Annotated in this window: 19 protein-coding genes; 7 read left to right on the plus strand and 12 right to left on the minus strand. The window is 74.9% G+C overall.

All coding sequences use genetic code 11. The annotated features are described in order from the left end of the window. Positions 1-21 precede the first annotated feature (21 nt). Genes ACIA5F_RS02595 through ACIA5F_RS02605 form a run of 3 tightly spaced genes read right to left on the minus strand, consistent with a single transcriptional unit; the run spans position 22 to position 6,508 of the window. Positions 22-3,390, minus strand: coding sequence for an SAV_2336 N-terminal domain-related protein (locus tag ACIA5F_RS02595; protein ID WP_399348313.1), 3,369 nt, complete (start codon positions 3,388-3,390; stop codon positions 22-24). 6 nt (positions 3,391-3,396) lie between these two features. After that, a complete protein-coding gene (locus ACIA5F_RS02600) occupies positions 3,397-4,407 on the minus strand; it encodes an AAA family ATPase (protein WP_399348315.1) in 1,011 nt (336 codons plus the stop codon). A 19-nt stretch (positions 4,408-4,426) separates the two neighbouring features. Next, positions 4,427-6,508 carry a trypsin-like peptidase domain-containing protein gene (locus ACIA5F_RS02605; protein ID WP_399348317.1) on the minus strand — a complete coding sequence of 694 codons (2,082 nt, stop codon included), beginning with the start codon at positions 6,506-6,508 and terminating at the stop codon, positions 4,427-4,429. 145 nt (positions 6,509-6,653) lie between these two features. Between ACIA5F_RS02605 and ACIA5F_RS02610 the strand changes: the two genes are divergently transcribed. Next, the gene (locus ACIA5F_RS02610) at positions 6,654-6,842 is read left to right on the plus strand and encodes a DUF6104 family protein (RefSeq protein WP_030597201.1); all 189 of its coding nucleotides are present in this window, start codon (positions 6,654-6,656) and stop codon (positions 6,840-6,842) included. A gap of 164 nt (positions 6,843-7,006) precedes the next feature. Here ACIA5F_RS02610 and sodN read toward each other — a convergent pair whose 3' ends face one another. Then, the gene (gene sodN / locus ACIA5F_RS02615) at positions 7,007-7,402 is read right to left on the minus strand and encodes a superoxide dismutase, Ni (RefSeq protein ID WP_399348320.1); all 396 of its coding nucleotides are present in this window, start codon (positions 7,400-7,402) and stop codon (positions 7,007-7,009) included. 195 nt (positions 7,403-7,597) lie between these two features. Between sodN and sodX the strand changes: the two genes are divergently transcribed. Next, on the plus strand, positions 7,598-8,017 hold the full coding sequence (gene sodX, locus ACIA5F_RS02620) for a nickel-type superoxide dismutase maturation protease (protein WP_399348322.1): 420 nt from the start codon (positions 7,598-7,600) through the stop codon (positions 8,015-8,017). On the opposite strand, the gene ACIA5F_RS02625 is transcribed toward sodX, so the two are convergent. Further along, positions 7,921-8,550 carry a CGNR zinc finger domain-containing protein gene (locus tag ACIA5F_RS02625; protein WP_399348324.1) on the minus strand — a complete coding sequence of 210 codons (630 nt, stop codon included), beginning with the start codon at positions 8,548-8,550 and terminating at the stop codon, positions 7,921-7,923. The two genes, sodX and ACIA5F_RS02625, sit on opposite strands and share 97 nt — an antisense overlap. A gap of 82 nt (positions 8,551-8,632) precedes the next feature. Here ACIA5F_RS02625 and ACIA5F_RS02630 point away from each other — a divergent pair, with 82 nt between their 5' ends. Then, on the plus strand, positions 8,633-9,427 hold the full coding sequence (locus ACIA5F_RS02630) for a class I SAM-dependent methyltransferase (protein ID WP_399348326.1): 795 nt from the start codon (positions 8,633-8,635) through the stop codon (positions 9,425-9,427). 134 nt (positions 9,428-9,561) lie between these two features. On the opposite strand, the gene ACIA5F_RS02635 is transcribed toward ACIA5F_RS02630, so the two are convergent. The 3 genes from ACIA5F_RS02635 to ACIA5F_RS02645 are packed head-to-tail and all read right to left on the minus strand — an operon-like array spanning position 9,562 to position 12,277. After that, positions 9,562-10,326, minus strand: coding sequence for an amino acid ABC transporter ATP-binding protein (locus tag ACIA5F_RS02635; protein ID WP_399348328.1), 765 nt, complete (start codon positions 10,324-10,326; stop codon positions 9,562-9,564). Continuing rightward, positions 10,323-11,267: an amino acid ABC transporter permease gene (locus ACIA5F_RS02640; protein WP_399348330.1), complete on the minus strand. Its 945-nt coding sequence runs from the start codon at positions 11,265-11,267 to the stop codon at positions 10,323-10,325. The genes ACIA5F_RS02635 and ACIA5F_RS02640 overlap by 4 nt, the downstream gene beginning before the upstream one ends. A gap of 50 nt (positions 11,268-11,317) precedes the next feature. Then, a complete protein-coding gene (locus tag ACIA5F_RS02645) occupies positions 11,318-12,277 on the minus strand; it encodes an ABC transporter substrate-binding protein (protein WP_399348332.1) in 960 nt (319 codons plus the stop codon). A gap of 523 nt (positions 12,278-12,800) precedes the next feature. Here ACIA5F_RS02645 and ACIA5F_RS02650 point away from each other — a divergent pair. Then, positions 12,801-14,003: an NADP-dependent malic enzyme gene (locus ACIA5F_RS02650; protein WP_399348334.1), complete on the plus strand. Its 1,203-nt coding sequence runs from the start codon at positions 12,801-12,803 to the stop codon at positions 14,001-14,003. A 247-nt stretch (positions 14,004-14,250) separates the two neighbouring features. Then, a complete protein-coding gene (locus ACIA5F_RS02655; protein WP_399348336.1) occupies positions 14,251-15,216 on the plus strand; it encodes a zinc-binding dehydrogenase in 966 nt (321 codons plus the stop codon). A gap of 56 nt (positions 15,217-15,272) precedes the next feature. Here ACIA5F_RS02655 and ACIA5F_RS02660 read toward each other — a convergent pair whose 3' ends face one another. Both ACIA5F_RS02660 and ACIA5F_RS02665 read right to left on the minus strand, forming a co-directional pair. Beyond that, positions 15,273-16,214 carry a helix-turn-helix transcriptional regulator gene (locus tag ACIA5F_RS02660; protein WP_399348338.1) on the minus strand — a complete coding sequence of 314 codons (942 nt, stop codon included), beginning with the start codon at positions 16,212-16,214 and terminating at the stop codon, positions 15,273-15,275. Between the two features lies 1 nt (position 16,215). Further along, positions 16,216-17,235, minus strand: a complete 1,020-nt coding sequence (locus ACIA5F_RS02665) for a DUF4097 family beta strand repeat-containing protein (RefSeq protein WP_399348340.1) — start codon at positions 17,233-17,235, stop codon at positions 16,216-16,218. Between the two features lie 155 nt (positions 17,236-17,390). Here ACIA5F_RS02665 and ACIA5F_RS02670 point away from each other — a divergent pair, with 155 nt between their 5' ends. Continuing rightward, a complete protein-coding gene (locus tag ACIA5F_RS02670) occupies positions 17,391-18,194 on the plus strand; it encodes a hypothetical protein (RefSeq protein ID WP_399348880.1) in 804 nt (267 codons plus the stop codon). A 47-nt stretch (positions 18,195-18,241) separates the two neighbouring features. Here ACIA5F_RS02670 and ACIA5F_RS02675 read toward each other — a convergent pair whose 3' ends face one another. Continuing rightward, positions 18,242-19,231, minus strand: coding sequence for a LysR family transcriptional regulator (locus ACIA5F_RS02675; RefSeq protein WP_399348342.1), 990 nt, complete (start codon positions 19,229-19,231; stop codon positions 18,242-18,244). 207 nt (positions 19,232-19,438) lie between these two features. Here ACIA5F_RS02675 and snpA point away from each other — a divergent pair, with 207 nt between their 5' ends. Beyond that, a complete protein-coding gene (gene snpA / locus ACIA5F_RS02680; protein WP_399348344.1) occupies positions 19,439-20,101 on the plus strand; it encodes a snapalysin in 663 nt (220 codons plus the stop codon). 338 nt (positions 20,102-20,439) lie between these two features. Here snpA and ACIA5F_RS02685 read toward each other — a convergent pair whose 3' ends face one another. Beyond that, positions 20,440-21,033 carry a GNAT family N-acetyltransferase gene (locus ACIA5F_RS02685; protein ID WP_399348346.1) on the minus strand — a complete coding sequence of 198 codons (594 nt, stop codon included), beginning with the start codon at positions 21,031-21,033 and terminating at the stop codon, positions 20,440-20,442. Positions 21,034-21,066 lie beyond the last annotated feature (33 nt).

Here is a 21,066-nt window from a genome sequence, read left to right on the forward strand (position 1 = left end):
CGGGGCGGGGAAACGGGCGGGTCAGAGCGTCGCCTCCAGGGTACGTACCCGGACCCGGACCGCTTCCCGCCGCTCGGCGCCCGCCGGGCCGAGCCGCTGCCACAGCTCCAGCGCCGCCCGGTAGGCGTCCAGGGCCGCGCGGGGGCGGGCGAGGCGCTCCAGCACCTCCCCGCGCGCCTCCTGCGCCCGCGCCGCCAGAGCGACGGCGCCGTCCCGGGCGTCGGAGGAGGAGTCCGGGCCGTCGCGGGGGCCGTCCCGGTCCGCCCCGGCCGCTCCCGCCGGCCCCGCCGCCCCGGCTCCGCCCGCTCCCCCGGCGGCCTCCAGGGCGGCCCGGCCGGCCCGGCGGTAGGAGTCCGCGGCCCGGTCGAGGCGGTCCGCCGCCCGGGTGTGGCCGTGGATCTCCCGCTGGACGTCGCCGTGGTCCCGCCAGGCGCGGGCCCGCTCCAGCGGCTCCCGGCCCTGCCGGACGGCCAGTTCCAGCAGGTACTCCGCCTCCCGCAGGTCCACGAGGTCGCCTTCGTAGGCGTGGCGCAGCCGCAGCCCGGTGGCGAGCCGCCGCAGCCGGTGCGCCGTCCGGGGGTCGGACTGCGGCGCCGCGGCCCGGCTCTCGCGCAGGACGCGTACGGCGGCCCCGGTGAACCGGCGCCCGTCGGCGGCCCGGGCCCGGTCCAGGAGGACGTCGCCCCACTCGGGCAGCAGCTCCCCGAACGCCTCCCCGTCCCGGGGGATCAGCCGCCGGGCCCGCGCGTACGCCCCGGCCGCGGCCTCCAGGGCCGCCGGGTCCGCGTCCCGCGCGTACCGGGCCCGGTGCACCCGCGCCAGGCAGACCAGGGCGGTGAGCCGCAGCTCCGGTTCCCCGGCGGCCTCGTCCAGGGCCGCGGCGAGCTGCCGGGCCGCCTCCTCCAGCCGGCCGGGCAGGTGGCGCAGCGCCCCGGCCAGCTCCACCCGGACCCGGGCCCGCGCCTCCCGCCCCGACCCGGGGTCCACGGCCAGCCGGGCCGCGGCCCGTCCGGCCAGGGCGGTGCGCTCCGCCGGGTCCCGGGTGTGGGGCAGCAGGGCGAGCAGGACCCGGCCCAGGGCCAGGTGCAGGGCCCGGCCAAAGCCGGCGTCCGGGGCCGCGCCCGGGGTCCCGTACGGCTGCGGGTCCTCGGGGGCCCCGTCGTCCGGGTCCGGGGCGGGGACCAGTTCCGGTTCCGGGTCCGGGCCCGCCAGGGGTTCCAGGGCGGCGCGGGCCTCCAGGAGCGCGCCCGGGTCGCCGCGCAGCGCGCTCAGCCGGATCAGGGTCTCCGCGCGCCGGACCGCGCACTCCAGCCGCAGCCCGGGGTCCAGCTCCGGCGCGGCCACCGCCGCCGCGAACTCCCGGTCCGCCGCCGCCAGCAGCTCCGCCCCGGGCCCGGGTGCCGGGGGCGGGGCCGCGACGGCCCGTTCGTACAGCACCCGGCCCAGGGCCGCCCGCGCCGCGCCCGTGGGGACCCCGGTGACGGCCCGCTGCGCCTCCGCCAGCAGCTCCGGATCGCGCTGCTCGGCCCACAGCCGCAGCAGCGCCCCCGCCAGCTCGGTCTCGGCCTCGCCCGGCGGGTCGGCGGGCCCCGCCGGGGTCGTCACCGCGTGCCGCAGCACCGCCACGGCCTCGTACAGGGCCCGCGCGTCCCCGTCCGCCTCGCCGTCCGCGAGCCGGTCCCGGGCGGCGCGCACCGCGCGGGCCCGGCCGGCCTCCGGGGACCCGGGGGCCGGGCCGCGGGGCGGTCCGTCGGGTTCCGGGGGGTCGGGCGGGCCCGGCAGGTAGCGCCGGACGACCTTGGCCGAGACCTGCGCGAACGCCTGCGGGAGCCGCCCGCCGGGGACCCGTCCGGTCGCGTCCGCGGCCGGGTCCCCGGCCGGGTCCGCGCTCACCGGCACCCCGGTGAGCTGGGCGACCGCGAGCGCGGGGAAGTTGCGCACGCCCCGCCCGAAGTGGGCGAGGAGGTACTCCGAGCAGTGCTTGAGCACCAGCGCGGCCTCGTCCCGCCCCAGCGGCCCCAGCAGCACGTCCTGGACCCCGGGGACGAACTCGTACCACTGCCCCGGCTCCGGGCCGCTGCGCCGCAGCAGCCCGGACAGCAGCACCTCGGCCAGGTCCGAGGGCTCCGAGTCCGGGAGCATCGTGCGCTGCACCAGCCGCATCACGGGCAGAGTCAGGGGCGCCGCCGACAGGTACACGGCGAGCTGGACGGCCCGGGGCGCGGCCGTGGCGCGAAACCGTGCCACCAGTTCGCGCGGCGGGCGGACCGCCCGGGGCTGCGGCGGCGCCGCCGCCGGGTGGCGGGCCAGTACCCGGCCCACCTCGGCCGGGACGGGCCCGGTGCCCATCCCGGCGACGAGGCGGGCCCAGGCGCCGAGCGCGGTGGCGTTGGGCGGCAGCACCGGTACGGCCAGCCCGCCGGTGGGGCGGCCGGGCAGCGGCGGCCGGTCCGGCCCGAACCGCAGCCGGCCCCCGCCGCCCTCGATCCGGGAGAGGACGCCCCGCTCGGTCGGCAGCCAGCTGCGGGCCCAGAGCCGCTGGGGCAGCGGCTGGACGACGACGCACGGGGTGCACTGGGCCCACCGGTACAGCAGCCGCTGCGCCCGGCCCTCGCGCCACAGCGGTCCGGCGCAGTCGGAGACGACGATGGTCAGCGCCCGCCCGGTCGGGTCGCGCAGTTGTTCCCCGGAGCGCAGTCCGGTGCCGGGGACGGGGCCGCGTCCGAGGGCGGCCCGGCCGTCGTCGAGCCGGTGCAGGTAGTGGACCTGGACGTCCCGGAAGGCGCCGAGGCGCTCGCACACGGACCGCAGTTCCTCGAACATGTCCCGCCAGACGGCCATGGACGGGGACGCGTCCATCACCAGCCGGACGGTGGCCTCGCGCCGGCTCTCGGGCCGGAGCACCGGGATGACCAGTCCGAGGGCGCGGGCGCTGGCCTCGGCGGTGGCGGGCTCGTCGAGCACGGTCCGGGCGGGCGGGGCGGGCGGCCGGTGGCGCTGGAGGGCGCGCAGGGCCCGCTGGATGTCGAGGACCCGCGGCAGGGACCCGGCGCCGGGGACCCGTACCGGCACCCCGGGGCCGGGCAGGGGCAGGACCCCGTCCGGGCCGGCGGGGCGCGGGTCCGGGGCGTGGAGGCCGACCTGTTCCTCGGCCTCGGCGGGGGCCCGGCCGGGCGGGGCGGGCGGCCGGGGCCGTCCGGACGGGCCGTCATCGCCGCCCGGCGCCGGGAGCGGTGGCGCGGGCGGCGCGGCCGGGCCGGGCGGGCCGGTGCGGGAGGTCATCCGCCCGGCCAGCCAGACGGCGTCGGCGAGGTCCTGCGCGCAGGGGTCGAACCCGGCCGCGCGCAGCAGCGCGGCCAGTTCGCGGAAGCCGGGACCGGCGGGTGCCACGGCCGCTCACCTCGGACGGTCGAGCCGCTGGATGAGCAGGTCCGCGAGGTCCTCGCGGGTGGGCGGGGCGGCGTAGTGGGTGAGGTAGAGGGCGTTGAGGAGCTGGTCGGCGGCGACCAGTTCGGAGCGGGAGCGGGAGAGGAACTCCCGGATCAGGTCGGCGCCCAGTTGCGCGGCCTCCTCGCCGAGGTGGGCGCGGACCATGGTGGCGAGCCGCTTCTCGCCGGGCTGCCCGAGCTTGAGCTGGATGCAGCGCCGCAGCAGGGCGGCGGGGAAGTCCCGTTCCCCGTTGCTGGTCAAGATGATGAAGGGGAAGGCCCGGCAGCGGACCCGGCCGCCCTGGACGGTGACCTTCGCGCCGTCGTCGGTGAGGACCCGCACCTCGGGTTCGGTGTCGGCGACCCGCTCCAGCTCGGGGAGGGCGAACTCGCCTTCCTCCAGGACGTTGAGCAGGTCGTTGGGCAGGTCGATGTCGCTCTTGTCGAGTTCGTCCATGAGCAGGACGCGGGGCCGGGCGGTGGGCAGCAGGGCGGTGCCCAGCGGGCCGAGCCGGATGTACGTGCCGATGCCGGGCGCGCCGCCGGGGGAGCCGCCGCTCGCGGCGATCTGCACGTCCTGGAGGCGGGCGAGGGCGTCGTACCGGTAGAGGCCCTCCTGGAGCACGGTCCGGGACACCACGGGCCAGCGCAGCACCCGGCCGAGCTTCAGTTCGTGGGCGACGGCGTGGGCGAGGGTGGACTTGCCGGTGCCGGGGAAGCCGGTGACCAGGAGCGGGCGCCGCAGGTAGAGCGCGGCGTTGACCGCCTCCAGTTCCTCGGGGTCGGGGCGGTGCAGTTCGGCGGCCTGCCGGTGCGCGCCGAGCCTGCGGGCCACGTTGCCGTCGGCCAGGGCGGCCGGGCCGCCGGACTCCACGACGGGCCCGCCGTCGAAGTCCCGCCAGGGCGGCGGGTCGGGCAGGGCCTCTATCCCGTCGTGGGGTTCGCCGACACCGCGGTAGATGAGCCATTCGTCGTTCATCCCTGTTCCCTCCCGCCCGTCACAGGTCCCCCTGTAGCGGCTCGTCCTCGGGCAGGGCGCGCGCCGGGTCGTCCCAGACGAGCACCGCTCCCGCCGCCCAGTACGCGTCCGGGTCCGCCCCGTACGCCCGTCCCCGCAGGTTCTGCAGGCGCAGGGGCAGTACCTCCGCGCGCCCGGCGTCGGCCAGTTCCTCCCGTAGCGCCCGGTGGAACGGCGCGCACGACAGGCCCGGTTCCGGCGGGGGCCGCCGGCAGACCACCACCCCGTACCCGGCCTCGCGGACGGCGTGCAGGGCGCCCAGGGTGGGTTCGCGCGCGGTGGCCCGGCAGTGCACCGGCACGGTGGTGTCGGCGAGTCCGGCGAGCCACTGCTCGGCGGGGCTGCGCGGGCGTCCCGCGGCGCAGTCGGCGCGTTCGTCCAGCAGCGGGCCCGCCTGGACCCGGGTCCAGCGGGCGGGTGAGGCGGGCGGGCCGCTCCCGGCCGGGTGGCGCACCACCACCGGCCGCTGTACCCCCAGGGGGACCCCGCCCACCAGGGGCCAGGTGTCCACCGGCAGGCCGAACAGTTCGGGGGCGACGGCGACTTCGAGGAGGGCCGCGGCCTCGTGGGTGTCGCAGCGGCGGAACGCCTCGGCGAGCGGGGCCCGTACCGCCTGCGGCAGTTCCGCGAGGGTGACCCGTACGCCGGAGTCCACCGGGGTGACCCGGCCGGGGCGGGCGGGGCCCGCGAGGACCGAGACCCGCCAGTCGTAGACGTTCTCCCAGCCGTGCGCCCACGCCTCCAGCAGGACCGAGGCGCCGGGCGGCGGCCCGCCGGTGCGGCGGGCGGGCCCGTACGCCGGGCGTCCGGCCGGGGCCCGGCGGCGGCGGGCGCGTTCTACGAGGCCCCGTTCGCGGCGTTCGCCCAGCTCGCGGCGGAGGGGCCGCCACCGGCGCTCGGCCGTGGCCCGTACCCAGTCCCACAGTTCCTCGTCGGCGCCGGGGGCGGGCGGCTCGCGGTGGTCGGCGACGCTCACGTCCGTCGCGTACCGGAGCACGGCCGCGGCCTCGCCGGTGCCGCCGGGCGGGTCGTGGAGCAGGCCCAGTCCGTCGCGCCAGCTCAGCGGGGCCGCCGGGGCGGGGTCGGGTTCCTCGCCGCGGGCCGCCTCGACGAGGGCCCGGACGGCTTCGGAGGAGCCGGGCGGGGGGAGTTCGGCGAGCAGCCCGCACAGGGTGGTCCACTCGCCGGGGGTGAGGCGTCGCCGCTCCTCGTAGGGGCCCGTCTCCGGGGCGGGCAGCTCGTCGCGGACGTCGGTCCAGGTGCGGCGGCTGTCGAGGTCGCTGAGGTGCTGGTCGTAGTGGTGGAGGTCGTGGGCCTGCATGATCCGGCGGTAGAGCCCGACCTGGCCGCGTCCGGCGGTGGGCAGGGTGCGCAGCTGGACGACGGAGACGGCCAGTCCGCCGCCTCCGGTGTGGCGCCGGGCCTTGACCACGCCGACGACCTCGCCGCGGGCCAGGTCCACGACGGGGCCGCCGGACATGCCGGGCTCGATCTCGTCGTCGGCGCCGAGCCGGATGGCGGCGCCGTTGCCCGCGGTGCCGCGCAGCCGGGTGGTGCGGCCGGTGATCTCGGGGGTGCCGAGGTCCTCGGTGCAGCCGAAGTAGGCGACCTCGTCGAAGCGGGGCCGGGAGCGGTCGGTCAGCCAGACGCAGGCGTGCGAGACGGGGGCGAGGACCCGGATCAGTGCCAGGTCGGGCAGGTCCCACAGGGCCTGGCGGGCGGGGCGCCGTTCGTCCAGCCGCTCGGGCAGGACGCATTCCACGCGTCCTGCGACGGTCCCGGTGGCCGCGCCGGTCCCGGCGCGGCTCCCGGAGGAGAAGGTGATGCCGACCTCGCGGCCCGTCAGGCGCACCGCCGCACCCCCTTCACCGATCACGTGCGCGCACGTGAGGACCCAGCCGGGGGCGATGAAGAACCCGCTCCCCCAGGTGGGACCGGTCCGATAGCTGCCGGAGTTCTCATACCCGCCCGGGGGAGCGTGGACGCGTACGGTGGCCGCCTGGACGAGGGGTTCGAGGAGTTCGAAGGCGCGGGCGGAGCCGTCCGTGCGCCCGTCCGGCATCGCCTGACCCCCGCTCCCCGCCGGTCACATCGCGGAGATCAAGGCTAGCGCCGGGAGCGGGAGGAGGGGAGGCCGCGCCGGACAGTCGGATTATCCTGGCGGGAAACATCCCCCGCACATCCCTCTCACGGCACGGAGCACGACGTTGTACTTCACCGATCGCGGCATCGAGGAGCTGGAGAAGCGGCGCGGCGAGGAGGAGGTCACCTTCGAGTGGCTCGCCGAGCAGCTGCGCACCTTCGTCGACCTCAACCCGGACTTCGAGGTCCCGGTGGAACGCCTGGCGACCTGGCTGGCGCGCCTGGACGACGAGGACGACGAGGACGACGAGTAGCCCCGGGGCCCGGCCCCGGGCGGACCGGAGCCGGAACGGACCGGACCGGGGGATGCCCGGACCGGGATGCCCGGGAGAACGGGGAACGGCCCGGCCGCGGAAGCGGTCGGGCCGTTCTCGTGCGCCGCCCGCGGGCGGCGCGGGAGGGTGGGGCGTGCCCGGGGTCAGGCGGCCTTGGTCTCCCAGAAGATGCGGTCGACCTCGGCGATGAGGTCGAGGGCCTTCTGGCCGGTCGCCGGGTCGTGCGAGGCCTTGGCGGCCGAGAGGGCCTTCAGGGTGTCGTTGACCAGGGTGTGCAGCTGCGGGTACTTCTCGAAGTGCGGCGGCTTGAAGTAGTCGCTCCACAGCACCGAGATGTGGTGCTTGGCCAGCTCGGCGCGCTGCTCCTTGATGGTGATGGCGCGCGCGCGGAAGTCGGCGTCGTCGTTGGCCTGGTACTTCTCCTGCACGGCCTTGACGGACTCGGCCTCGATGCGGGCCTGGGCAGGGTCGTACACGCCGCACGGCAGATCGCAGTGGGCGGAGACCTTCGCCTTGGGGGCGAAGAGGCGGGAAAGCATGGAGTGTGTCCTCCTCGTGATCGTCTTCTCAAGGGGGAGATTACTCGCTGGGAAAGCGGTTTTCGCCGCCGCCCCCATGGGCTTAGGACAAAAGTCCAGGGGCGCACCGGCCGGGCCGGGCGGACGCACGGGCCCGTACGGCAGCATGCGCAGGTGTCCGGGAGGGCGGCGAGGAGGGTGACGAGGAGGTCACGCATGACGGAGCGAGGGCAGGGCCGGACGGGGTTCGAGGTGCTGGAGGTGGCGGGCCCGTCGATGGTGCCGACACTGCTCGACGGGGACCGGCTGCTGGTCCGGTACGGGGCGGCCGTGCGGCCGGGGCACGTGGTCGTGCTGCGCCACCCGTTCCAGCAGGACCTGCTGGTGGTCAAGCGGGCGGCCGGGCGGCGGCCGGGCGGCTGGTGGGTGCTGGGCGACAACCCGTACAACCGGACCGGCGACAGCACCGACTACGGGACGGTGCCCGAGGAGCTGGTGCTGGCGACGGCGGTGCTGCGGTTCCGGCCGCGCGGGGCGGGTCAGCGGTCGCTGAGGGCGCGGGTCTCCTGGGCGGTCTCGGCGCTGCGCCCGCTGCGGGCGGACTCCTCGGCCTCCAGCCGCTTGCGGGCGCGGTAGGCGGCGACGTTGGCGCGGGTGGCGCAGCGGTCGGAGCAGTAGCGGCGGGAGCGGTTGGTGGAGGTGTCGAGGTAGGCGTTGCGGCAGGGCGCGGCCCGGCACAGGCCCAGGCGGTCGGGGCCGTGCTCGGTGAGGTGGAAGGCGAGTCCCATGGAGGCGATGGCGGCGTACCCGGCGGAGGCGTTGGAGGGGTGGTCGGCGAGGTGGATGTGCCAGTCGGGGGTGCCGTTCTCGCCGATCAGCTCGTGCCCGGAGACCTGGGGGCTGACGGGGAACTCCATGAGGAGGGAGTTCAGCAGGTCGACCGCGAGGACGTGGTCGCCGTTGTCGGCGGCCTCGAAGACGGCGCGCAGCCGGCCGCGGACGTTGCGGAAGCGGGTGACGTCGGTGTCGGTGACGCGGCGGGCGACCTGCGCGTTGGGGCCGACCAGGGCGAGGACGGCGTCCACCGAGGTGAGCGCGTCCTTGTTGCGGGCCGGCTCCTCGGTGTTGACCAGGCGCACGGCATAGTCCGAGTAATGGGCCAGTTCCACTTGTAGTCCTTACGGCGGCGGATTAGTGTCCCGGGTAACGGCCGAGACGTATTCGAGGGTATTACGTAGGGAGGGGTCCAGGATGGCGGACACCGTGACGGACACGCACTACTGGCAGAACTGGCAGGACAGCTGGGACCGGCAGCAGGAGTGGTACCTGCCCGACCGCGAGGAGCGGTTCCGGGTGATGCTGGACATGGTCGAGGCACTGGCGGGACCGGCCCCCCGGGTCCTCGACCTCGCCTGCGGCACGGGAAGCATCACCGACCGCCTCCTCAAGCGGTTCCCGGAGGCCACCAGCACGGGCGTCGACCTCGACCCGGCGCTGCTGGCCATCGCCCGCGGCCACTTCGCGGGCGACGGGCGGGTCACCTTCGTGACGGCCGACCTCAAGGACCCGCACTGGCCCGCCGCCCTCCCCCGGGAGACGGACGGACCGGCCGGCGCCCCGCACCCCGGCTACGACGCGATCCTGACGGCCACGGCCCTGCACTGGCTGCCCGCCGCGGACCTCGCCGCCCTCTACCGGCGGCTCGCGCCCCTGGTCCGCCCCGGCGGGGTCTTCATGAACGCCGACCACATGCCCGACCCGGCCACCCCGCGCCTGAACGCCGCCGAGCACGCCCACCGGCACGCCGCCATGGACCGGGCCAGGGCGGCCGGGGCCGTCGACTGGGACCGGTGGTGGGAGCTGGCCGCGGCGGACCCGGTCCTGGCCGGACCGGTCGAGCGCCGGTTCGAGATCTACGGGGAGCACGCGGAGGGCGAGACCCCCTCCGAGGCCTGGCACGTCGCCACCCTCCTCGACGCGGGCTTCGCGGAGGCCCGTACCGTCTGGCGCTCCCCCTCGGACGGGCTGGTCCTAGGTCTGAAGTAGGGGAAACCGGAAGTGGGCGTGCGGGAGGGCGGTACGGGTCTCCGTACCGCCCTCCCGCACGCCTCGCGGTCGTCCCGCGGTGGCCTCACCGCCACCGGGCGACCGCGCCACCGGGCGACCGCGCCACCGCGCGGCTACAGCACCTTGGACAGGAACGCCTTCGTCCGGTCGTGCTGCGGGTTGCCCAGCACCTCGCGCGGGCTGCCCGACTCCACGACCACGCCGCCGTCCATGAAGACGAGGCTGTCGCCGACCTCGCGGGCGAAGCCCATCTCGTGGGTGACCACGATCATGGTCATCCCCGACTCGGCCAGGTCCCGCATGACGTCCAGGACGTCACCCACCAGCTCCGGGTCGAGCGCCGAGGTGGGCTCGTCGAAGAGCATCAGCTTCGGCTCCATGGCCAGGGCGCGGGCGATCGCCACCCGCTGCTGCTGGCCGCCGGAGAGCTGGGAGGGGTAGTTCCCGCCCTTGTCGCCCAGGCCCACCCGGTCCAGCAGCCGCACGGCGCGCTCGCGCGCCACCGCCTTGCTCTCGCGCTTGACCATGACCGGGGCTTCCATGACGTTCTCGATCGCCGTCATGTGCGGGAAGAGGTTGAAGCGCTGGAACACCATGCCGATGTCCTTGCGCTGCGCCGCGACCTCGCTCTCCTTCAGCTCGTAGAGCTTGTCGCCCTTCTGCCGGTAGCCGACGAGGTCCCCGTCGACGTACAGCCGCCCCGCGTTGATCTGCTCCAGGTGGTTGATGCACCGCAGGAAGGTCGACTTGCCGGAGCCGGACGGGCCGACCAGGCAGAAGACCTCACGCGGGGCGACCTCCAGGTCGATCCCCTTGAGGATGTGCGCGGCGCCGAAGGACTTGTGGACCCCCTCGGCCTTCACCATGGCAGTCGTCATCGGGCCACCGCCTCGCGGTTGGAGAATCGGGACAGGTTCGCCTTGATCTTCTGCAAGGGGGTGGGCGGCAGGGAGCGCAGGGAGCCGCGCGCGTAGCGGCGCTCCAGGTAGTACTGGCCGACGCTGAACACGCTGGTCAGGGCCAGGTACCAGATCGACGCGACGAAGAACATCTCCATCACGGCGAAGGAGGTCGCGGCGATGTCCTGCGCGGCGCGCAGCAGGTCGGCGTACTGGACGGCGACCACCAGCGACGAGGTCTTGAGCATGTTGATGAACTCGTTGCCCGTCGGCGGCACGATCACCCGCATCGCCTGCGGCAGCACGATCCGGCGCATGGTCTTGGCCCGGGTCATGCCGAGCGCGTGCGAGGCCTCGGACTGGCCCTCGTCCACCGACTGGATGCCGGCCCGGACGATCTCCGCCATGTACGCGCCCTCGTTGAGGCCCAGGCCCAGCAGGGCGGCCAGGAACGGCGTCATGACCTGGGTCATCTCGTCCTTGTAGAACCCGAGGTTCAGGACCGGGAAGATCAGGGCGAGGTTGAACCAGATGAGGAGCTGGACGTAGACCGGGGTGCCGCGGAAGAACCAGATGTAGAACCAGGCGATGGTGCTGGTCACCGGGTTCTTCGAGAGGCGCATCACGGCGAAGAGGACGCCGAGGACGAGGCCGAGGAACATCGAGCAGACGCTGATCCAGACCGTGCTCAGCATGCCGCTGACGATGCTGGGGTCGAAGAGTTTCTCCGGGACGGTCGCCCAGCGCACGTTGCCCTGCGAGAACGCGTAGACCAGCGCCACGGCCAGGGCCACGGCCAGGACACCGCTGACCCAGCGGCCGTAGTGGCGGACCGGGATGGCGCGGATGGCCTCGGGGGGAAGGCCCCCGGCCGGCGGGGCCGCCGCCGGTCCGGAGACCTTGTCGAGCTTGTCAGTCACGGTGACTGCCCTTCAGAGTGCTACGCGGAGGTCGATGGCCCGCGCGGAGGTCACTGGCCTGCGTTGATCTTGGCCTCGGTCACCGCTCCGGAGCCCGCGTTCCACTTGTCCAGGGCCGCCTTGTAGGTGCCGTCCTTGATGGTCGCGTCGAGAGCGGCCTTGAGGGCGTCGCGCAGCTCGGTGTTCTTCTTGTCCACGGCGATGCCGAAGAGACCGGCGTCGCCCGGGTTGGCGATGGCCTCGAAGTCGTTGCCGCCGCCCGCGGTCTGCGCGATGTACGCGGCGACCGGGGAGTCGTTCAGGTCGGCGGCCGCGCCGCCCGCCTTGACACGGATCTGGGCCTCGGCGTCGGTCGGGTAGGACTCGACCTTGAGTTCGCCCTTGCCGTCCTTCTTGCACTTGTCGGCCTGGTCCTTGGCGGACTGCTCGTACGTCGTGCCGCGCTGGACGGCGACCGTCTTGCCGCACAGGTCGTCGAGGGTCTTGATCCCCTCCGGGTTGCCCTTCTTGACCAGGATGCCGGTGGAGGCGGTGAAGTAGTCGACGAAGTCGACGCCCGTGCCGGTCTTCTGGCCCTTCTCGTCCAGGCCCTCCTGGCGGTTCTTGTTGTCCGTCAGCGAGGACATGATGACGTCGCTGCGCCCGGTCGGCAGGCCGCCGAGGAGGGTGTCGAAGGTGCCGGAAGTGAACTCGAACTTCACGCCGAGCTGCTTGCCCAGGGCGGCGGCGACGTCCGGGTCGACCCCGACGATCTTGCCGCCCTCGGTGAACTCCATCGGGGCGTAGGTGGCGTCCGTGCCGACCTTGATGACCCCGGCGTCCTGGATCTTCTTCGGGAGCTTGGAGAAGAGCGGGGCGCTGTTCTCGGTCTTCGCCGAGGGGTTCGCGGAGCCCTTGTCGGTCTGGTCCCCGCAGCCCGTGAGGACGAGGGCACCGGCGACCGCGATCGCGCCGACCGCGGCGATCCGGGACCGGGCGGCGGTCGTACGACGGGTGGTGCTTGCGGTCATGAGCGGGTTCCTCCGGCAGGTGGAAAAAGCGTCCGGGAACGGTCGGGCACGCACCGTCGAGTGTCGCGACCTTGTGTGATTAGGGCATCTTGCCATTCGGACTGACGCATTCAGGCTGCCCATAAGGTCAAAATCGGATAACGGGTGGCCCCGGATGGTCAACAGGGCTGCGGGGCAAGGTCATCGGGGCCGCAGGATGCACGGTGATCATGGCGACCTGGCGCATTATTTACGGCTTGTCTCGCCTGTCGGACATAGCCTGTTGGACTTTTCGCTGAAATCCGGACAAGAGGCTTATGGTCGAGCAGGAATCGACTCGTCTGGGTGAGCGTTCATCCGGTAGAACAGATCCTTACACCCCTCATCCGGGGCCCAGGGCGCGTGTGCGGCGCGCCCGCGCGTACGAACCTCCCCTTCGCGGAGGCGGGCCAACCGCCACCGCGGAGTACGGACGCGGTGCCCGCCCACCCCTTAACCAGGTGTGGTCACCCTCAACGATTCAAAGACTTAAGGGGTCAAGAAAGTGGCAGCGGAGATCGTCAATCCTCGCAGCGACAGCGTGACGGACAACAACCCGGACGCGGTGTTCGCCCTGCACCGGGGCGGCAAGATGGCCGTGCGGGCCACTGTCCCGGTCCGCGACAAGGACGACCTGTCCCTGGCGTACACGCCCGGCGTGGCGAAGGTGTGCAGCGCCATCGCCGAGCGGCCCGAACTCGTCAACGAGTACACCTGGAAGGCCAACGTCGTCGCCGTCGTCACCGACGGTACGGCCGTGCTCGGACTCGGTGACATCGGGCCCGAGGCCTCCCTCCCCGTGATGGAGGGCAAGGCCATCCTGTTCAAGCAGTTCGGCGGCGTGGACGCGGTCCCGATCGCGCTCGCCACCAAGGACACGGACGAGATCATCGAGACCGTCGTCCGCCTCGCGCCCTCCTTCGGCGGGGTCAACCTGGAGGACATCTCCGCGCCCCGCTGCTTCGAGATCGAGCGCCGGCTCCAGGAGCTCCTGGACATCCCGGTCTTCCACGACGACCAGCACGGCACCGCCATCGTGACGCTGGCCGCGCTGCGCAACGCCGCGAAGCTGACCGGGCGCACCCTCGGCGACCTGCGCGCCGTGATCTCGGGCGCGGGCGCGGCGGGCATCGCCATCGCCAAGATCCTGGTGGACGCGGGCATCGGCGACGTCTGCGTCACCGACCGCAAGGGCGTCGTCTCCGCGGACCGCGCCGACCTGACGGACGTCAAGGCGGAGATCGCGGGCCGCACCAACCGCACGGGCCGCACCGGCTCCCTGGAGGACGCCCTCGCGGGCGCGGACGTCTTCATCGGCGTCTCCGGCGGTACGGTGCCCGAGCGCGCGGTGGCCACGATGGCGAAGGACGCGTTCGTCTTCGCCATGGCCAACCCGACCCCGGAGATCCACCCGGACGTCGCGCACAAGTACGCGGCGGTCGTGGCCACGGGCCGCTCCGACTTCCCGAACCAGATCAACAACGTGCTGGCGTTCCCGGGCATCTTCGCGGGCGCCCTGAAGGTGCGCGCCACCCGGATCACCGAGGGCATGAAGATCGCCGCCGCCGACGCCATCGCCGGTGTCGTGGGCGACGAGCTCTCCGCCGACTACGTGATCCCCTCCCCGTTCGACGAGCGCGTGGCCGAGGCCGTCACGGCGGCGGTCGCCGCCGCTGCCAAGGCCGACGGCGTGGCCCGCCTGAGCTGACGCCCCCGCGCGAGCCGTACGCGGCGGTACGGGGCGGTACGCGGCGGTACGGGACGAGGCCCGGCCGGATCTGCTCCGGCCGGGCCTCGTCGCGTCCGGCGGGCGCGGGCGCGGGCCGTGCCGGTTCGAGTCCGGCTCCGGCACGGGTACGGGTACGGGTACGGGCGCGGGTTACGGGCGCGGAGGTGCCGGAAACCGGGCGCGGAGGTCTGGAAGCGGGATCTACCAACCGGTAGCGTCTGGCGGCATGTTCGCTGCCTACGCTGCCCGAATCGACCGTGACCAGCCGCTGAACGGCCTTGAGCTGGGCGAACGCCCGGCTCCGGCCCAACGGCCCGGCTGGGTGACCGTGAACGTGAGGGCCGCCTCCCTCAACCACCACGACCTGTGGTCGCTGCGCGGGGTGGGCCTCGGCGAGAAGGACCTGCCGATGATCCTCGGCTGCGACGCCGCCGGGACCGACCAGGACGGCAACGAGGTCGTCCTGCACTCCGTGATCGGCCAGAGCGGCCACGGCGTCGGCCCGGACGAGCCGCGCTCGATCCTGACCGAGCGCTATCAGGGGACCTTCGCCGAACAGGTCTCCGTCCCCGCGTGGAACGTCCTGCGCAAGCCCGCCGAGCTGTCGTTCGAGGAGGCCGCGTGCCTGCCGACGGCCTGGCTGACGGCCTACCGGATGCTCTTCACCCAGGCGGGCGTCCGTCCCGGGGACTCCGTCCTGGTGCAGGGCGCGGGCGGCGGGGTCGCGACCGCCGCGATCGTCCTCGGCAAGGCGGCGGGCCTGCGCGTCTTCGCGACGAGCCGGGACGCGGCCAAGCGCGAGCGGGCGGTGGCGCTGGGCGCGGTGGAGGCGTACGAGCCGGGCGCGCGGCTGCCGCGGCGGGTGGACGCGGTGATCGAGACGGTGGGCGCGGCCACCTGGTCCCACTCGGTGAAGTCCCTGCGTCCGGGCGGGACCCTGGTGATCTCCGGTGCGACCAGCGGCGACCGCCCGGACCGTGCCGAGCTGACCCGGATCTTCTTCCTGGAGCTCAAGGTGGTCGGCTCCACCATGGGGTCCAAGGACGAGCTGGAGGACCTGCTCTCGTTCTGCGCGACGGCCGGCGTGCGCCCGGTCGTCGACGAGGTCCTGCCGCTGGACCGGGCCCGGGAAGGACTCGGCCGCCTCGCCTCGGGCGACCTCTTCGGCAAGATCGTCCTCACCATGTCCTGACCCCGGCCCGGCCCCGGACGGCCCGGGGCCGGGCGGGGGTGGTCGGACGGGCCGGGTCAGACGGGCGGGCGGAGGGACGAGGTGAGGCGGGAGGCCGCCGCCGCGAGGTGGGCGCGGGCCTCGGCGAGCCGGTCGGGGGTGAGGCCGTGGTCGCGGGCCGCGTCGCGGACCTCGTCGCGGAAGCGGTCCAGCAGCCGGTCCAGGTCACGGACCGGATCGGCGGTGGGCGCCAGGTCCTGGGCCCACTCCGCGCCCGGGGCGGCGCCGTGCGCCGGGGCCGGGGCGGTGACCCCGCCCGGTGCCGGTGTCCCGCCCGGTGCCCCGCCGGGCGCCGGGGGCGCGGCCGGTGCGGAACCGCCGAGCCAGGCCCCGGCCAGGCTGCCCAGGACACCGCCCGACTTCGCGAACTGCTCCTGGAACTGGGCCGCGATCCGCTGCACCTCCTCGCGGGCCCGGTCCTGGGCCTCCTTGGCCTGGCGGCGGGCCTGCTGGGCCTCCTCACGGGCCCGGCGGCTCTCGTCCTTCGCCCGGCGCGCCTGTTCCTTCCACTCCTGCCTGGCCTTGCGCAGCTCCTCCTTGGCCGCCTTCCAGGAATCGTCCTCGACCTGGGTCGCCGAGGCCGAGGCGGCGGCCCGCAGCTCGCGCCGCAGGTCACCGGCGGCGCCCCGGACGTCGTCGCGGAGTTCGGCGGCCAGTTCGGAGACCGAGTCGCGGATCTCCAGCTCCAGGTCGGCCAGCTCGCCGCCGCGGTCGGCCAGCTCGGCGCGGCCCGCCTCGGTGATCGAGTACACCTTGCGCCCGCCCTCGCTGGCGTGCGTGACCAGGCCCTCGGCCTCCAGCTTGGCCAGGCGCGGGTACACGGTGCCGGCGGAGGGCGCGTACAGCCCCTGGAAGCGCTCCTCCAGCAGGCGGATCACCTCGTACCCGTGGCGCGGGGCCTCGTCCAGCAGCTTGAGGAGGTAGAGGCGGAGGCGGCCGTGGGCGAAGACGGGCGGCATGTCAGAGCACCTTCTTGTCGAGCGGGAGGGAGGCTTCCGGGGCGGCGTCCCGAGGGGCCCCGGCGTCCGGGGCGGGGGCGTCCGGGGCGGGGCGGCGCAGCAGGGCGATCCCGCCGGAGACGGTACTGGCCCGCAGGGTGCCGGTGCCCGCGCCGAGCGTGCCGGTGATCCGCTTGGCGCCGAACTGGCCGGAGACCCGCAGGTCCTCGAAGGCGTTGGAGACGCCACCGCTGGCGGTGTTGGCCTCCACCCGGGCGTCGGCGGGGTGCGGGAGCCGGATCACGACCTGTCCGGAGACGGAGTTCAGGTGGATGTCGACCGCGCGCGGGGTACCGGGGTCCGGCTCCCGGTCGGTGTCACCGCCGGTGTCACCGCCGGGGGCGCCCGCGTCGGGGTCGGCCCCGAGGTCGATCAGCATGTCGCCGCTGACCGAGTCGGCCCGTACGCTCACACCCGCGCCGTCGACCACCGTCAGGCCGCCGGAGACCGAGTGGAAGCCGAGGTCACCGGTGACGGACTGGGCCTCGACGTCGCCGGAGACGGTGTTCGCCCTGACCCGGCCGGAGAGCCCGGACAAGGTGGCGTCGCCGGAGACGAGGCTGACCTCGGCGGGGCCGCCGATGCCCGAGACGAAGGCGGTGGCCCCGACGGCGGCCAGCCGGACGGCGGTGGCGGCGGGGACGGCGAGGGTGAGGGTGACGTCGCGCTCCCACGCCTTGCGGCCGGAGCCGGAGCCCGCCCACGCCTTCCAGGGCTTGGACTCCAGCCACTTCTTGACGCCCTGGGAACCGTTCCAGGGCAGGTCCTCGTAGGAGACGGTGAGGGCGCCGCCCTCCTGCACCACGTACAGGGGCGGTCCGGCGACCTCGGTCACTTCGAGGCGGGCCGGGCCCTCCTCGGCGGCGACCACGTTGACCGTGCCGCCGACGATCCGGACGCGGAGCTCGGTCACCGGCTCCTCGAAGGTGAGCTTCTGCGGTGCGGCGATGAGCCACGTCGACTGCGGCGCCTGCTCTGACATGGTGCTGATCCTCCTCGTGCGTTCACGGACCGGGTCTCGACGCACGCAACATATCGCGTCTTCTGAACAACACGATATATCGCGCTAGAGGGAAGTCAAGCGCGCTGCTGAAATCCTCGCTTTGGGACGATTTGCCTTAGCGTGTGGGCATGCCGATCTCCCAGACCACGGCGGGCGGACTGCTGCTCTGCCGCGCCGAACCCCCGTCCGCCCGCCCCGCCGCGCACCTGCTGCGCGAACGCCTGCTGCTCGCCCCGGCGGGCGAGTGGAGCGTGCTCGTCCCCGAGAGCAAGCCGTGGCAGGGCGGGGAGGAGTCCGTCGCCGAGGTGCTGGCGGGCTGGGGCTCGGCGATCGCGATCGGCGCCAACTGGCCGGTGCTGAGCCTGTGGTGGCAGGACGGCCGGACCGGCTTCCTGCTGTCGTCGGGCTTCCGGCGCTCCGCCGCCTACGAGTGGGCCGCGGACGGCAGCCCGGACGGCGAGCCGGAGGCCATGCGGACGCTGTCCGCGCGGCTCGGGCTGGACCCCGTACTGGACCTGGAGGAGCTGGAGCGCCTCACCCGGCCCGACGAGGCGGCCGACGGCCCGGCCCGGCTGCTCGGGCTGATCGCGCTGCTCTCCCGCGCCGGACTGGCGCTCCCCGCCGGACTGGCCCCGGGCGAACCCGCCGACCGGCTGCGGGAGGCCGCCCGGGTCGCCCCCGGCTCCGCGGCGGTGGAGTGGTCCGGCTGGCGCGACGCGGTACGGGCGGAGCTGGAGGCGGTGGAGGAGGGCCCGCTCGGCCCGTGGGTCCGCGGCCCGCGGGCCCGGCTGCTGGGCGCGGCCCAGATCGCGGCCGGGGCCCCGCTGCTGGTGTGGGCGGCCCGCCGGCGCCGGGCGGGCTGGGCGGCGGCCGGGGTGCTGCTGGTGTCCCAGGGCGCGATGACCCTGGCCTACGACCGGGCCCGGGCGCCCCGCTGACCCGCTGACCCGCCGGCCGGCCCCGGGCGGGGGCGCCGGCCCGGCGGTCAGGCCGCCGCCGCCTCCGGGCCCGGGGGCGGGGCCGGGGCGGGCTCCGCGTCCGGGGCCGCCTCCAGCAGCGGGCTCGCGTGGTGGCTCAGCCAGGCCCGGTACGGCTGGGTCAGCAGCGCGGCCTCGCGGTAGGCGGCGCGCAGGTCCCCGTAGACCTCCGCGTGCGCGCCCGGCCGGGTCGCCAGCAGCAGCCGGACGGCCAGCGGGTCGCCCGACAGCGGCCGGATCGCCATGTCCTCGCGCGGCAGCGAGGTGGGCTGGCAGGGGGCGACCGCCTCGCCGGAGACGATCAGCGAGGCCGCCGTGTGATAGTCGGCGTGCAGCACGGGCGGGTCGAGCCCGGCCCCGGCGAAGACCCGCCGCAGGCCGTCCCACTCCCCGTCCACCGAGGGGTCCACCGTCCACCGGTCGGCCGCGAGGTCCCGTAGCTCCACCACGGGCCGGCGGGCGGCCGGATGGTCCCGGGACATCGACACGAACTGCGGCTCCCGCTCCATCAGCACGTGCACCTCCAGTCCGGCCGGCACCCGCAGCGGGCTGCCCTCCACCTCGTGCACGAACGCCACGTCCAGCTGACCGGCGTCCACCATCCGCAGCAGGGCGTTGGCGGAGACGTCCACCACCAGCGAGGTCTCGGTGTCCGGCAGCCGCCGGTGCAGCCGCCGCAGCCACCCTGGCAGCGCCCGGCTGGCCGTGGAGCCGATCCTCAGCCGTGGCCCCCGGGCCTGCGCGTGGGCCTCCGCGACCAGCGCGGCCATCTCGGCGAGCAGCGGCCGGGCCCGGCCCAGTACGGTGCGGCCGAACGGAGTGGGGCGGCAGCCGGTCCGCTCGCGCAGGAACAGCTCTCCGTCCAGGGCGCGTTCGATCCGGCGCAGCTGGGTCGTCAGGGAGGGCTGGCTCACGCCGAGTTGCCGGGCCGCCTTGTGCAGGCTTCCGGCGTCGGCGATGGCGCACAGTGCGCGCAGGTGCCTGACCTCAAGCTCCATGCCCCGAGAGTAGGCCGGGGCCGGTGGACCGCACCAGCCACTGGCATCCCCCCGAATCCCGCCATTCTCACGGGAGTCGGCGCGCCGAAAACTCCCCGATAGCCCTGTGTTATCGGGGGCTGACATCATCCGCCGGGCCCTTGGGCTCCCGCAGACTCCGGTACCGAACCGCCCACCCCCCACCCGGACGAGTAGGAGCTCCCCCATATGCGCCACTCCCGTAAGGCCGCCCTTGCCGGTGCGATCGGCCTCGGCCTCGCCGCCGCCCTCGGCGCCGTCCCCACCGCCACCGCCGCCCCGGCGTCGACCGGCAACGCCACGACCTACGCCGCGTACGAGCGCTCCCAGGAGAACGCGAACGCCAACCGCGCCTTCTTCGAGGCCGTGCAGCGCGCGGTCGCCGAGCAGCGTTCCGCCAACCCGGGCGCCCTCGCCGTGACCGTCACCTACAACACGGTGAGCGCGCCCAGCTTCCGCACCCAGATAGCCCGTTCCACCCAGATCTGGAACAGCTCGGTGGTCAACGTCCGGCTCCAGGAGGTCTCCTCCGGCGGAAGCTTCTCCTACCGCGAGGGCAACGACCCCCGTGGTTCGTACGCGAGCACGGACGGCCACGGCCGGGGGTACATCTTCCTCGACCACCGCCAGAACCAGCAGTACAACTCCACCCGGGTGACCTCGCACGAGACGGGCCACGTCCTGGGCCTGCCGGACCGTTACTCGGGCCCGTGCAGCGAGCTGATGTCGGGCGGCGGGCCGGGCACCTCGTGCCAGAACCCCAACCCGAACGCGGCCGAGCGCTCCCGCGTGGACCAGCTCTGGCGCAACGGCTTCGCCTCCGGCCTGGACACGAAGGAACTCGTCGGCTAGTGCGGTGACCGGGAAGGTCTGCCGGTGAGCCCGCGGCGTCGCGGGCCGGTGAACCTTTCCGGTCACAGCGCTAGGTCGTCCCTTTCGGCGCAGGGCCGGGCGGGACTCCGGCGGCGGGGCCCGGTGCCTGGTAACCGGTGCCTGCCGCCGGAGCGGCGTCGGCAAGGCGTCCGGCGGGCGGCGGCCCGCCGGACGGGTACCGCGCCGGGCGGCCCCGGGTTCCGTCAGGAGTCCGGGCCGCCCGGGCCGTGGTGCGGCCAGGCCGCGCCCGGCCCCGCTCCCTCCCGACGCCGCGCGGGCCCGGGGCCGTCGGTCGTGCGGCTCGCGCCCCCTTCGCGTCAGCCGCGCGGCTTGCGCCACATCGGCCATACCTGCGGGCCGTCGGGCAGCCGGAGCGGCTCGCCCGTGCGTTCCCAGCCCAGGCGCTCGTACAGGCGCATGCTGCGTTCGCTGCTCGCCTCCAGGTAGGCCGGTACGCCCTCGCGGTCGCACCGCTCCAGCACCGGCCCGATCAGCCGGCTGCCCAGCCCCTCGCCCTGGCGCTCCGGGTCGACCGCGATCATCAGCAGGTACTCGTGCTCCTCGGCCGTCGGGTGCACCGCCCCCATCAGCCGGCCGACCAGCTCGCACCGCTCGTTGTCCGGGTCGGCCACCGCCCGCATCAGGGCCGGGGTCTCGTCCTCGCCCTCCGGTTCGCCTGCCGGGACCCGCAGCCACAGCGCCGCCGCCGAGCCGTCGACCGCGTAGTCGATCCGGCCGCCGGCCAGGGCCACGTCCACGAAGACGCCGAGGAACCTGGCGTGCACCGCGGCCCGGTGCTCGGGGTCCGGGAAGACCCAGGTGCTCACCGGGTCGGTGCGGAAGGCACGGTCGAGCAGGAGCGCCACCGCGTCCCGGTCCGACTGATCCGCCTGACGTATCTCCAGCACCACTGGTCACACCCTTCGCTCGCACATCAACAGCCC

Origin of the sequence: Streptomyces sp. NPDC051567, assembly GCF_044454165.1 — a bacterium.
GTDB lineage: Bacteria > Actinomycetota > Actinomycetes > Streptomycetales > Streptomycetaceae > Streptomyces.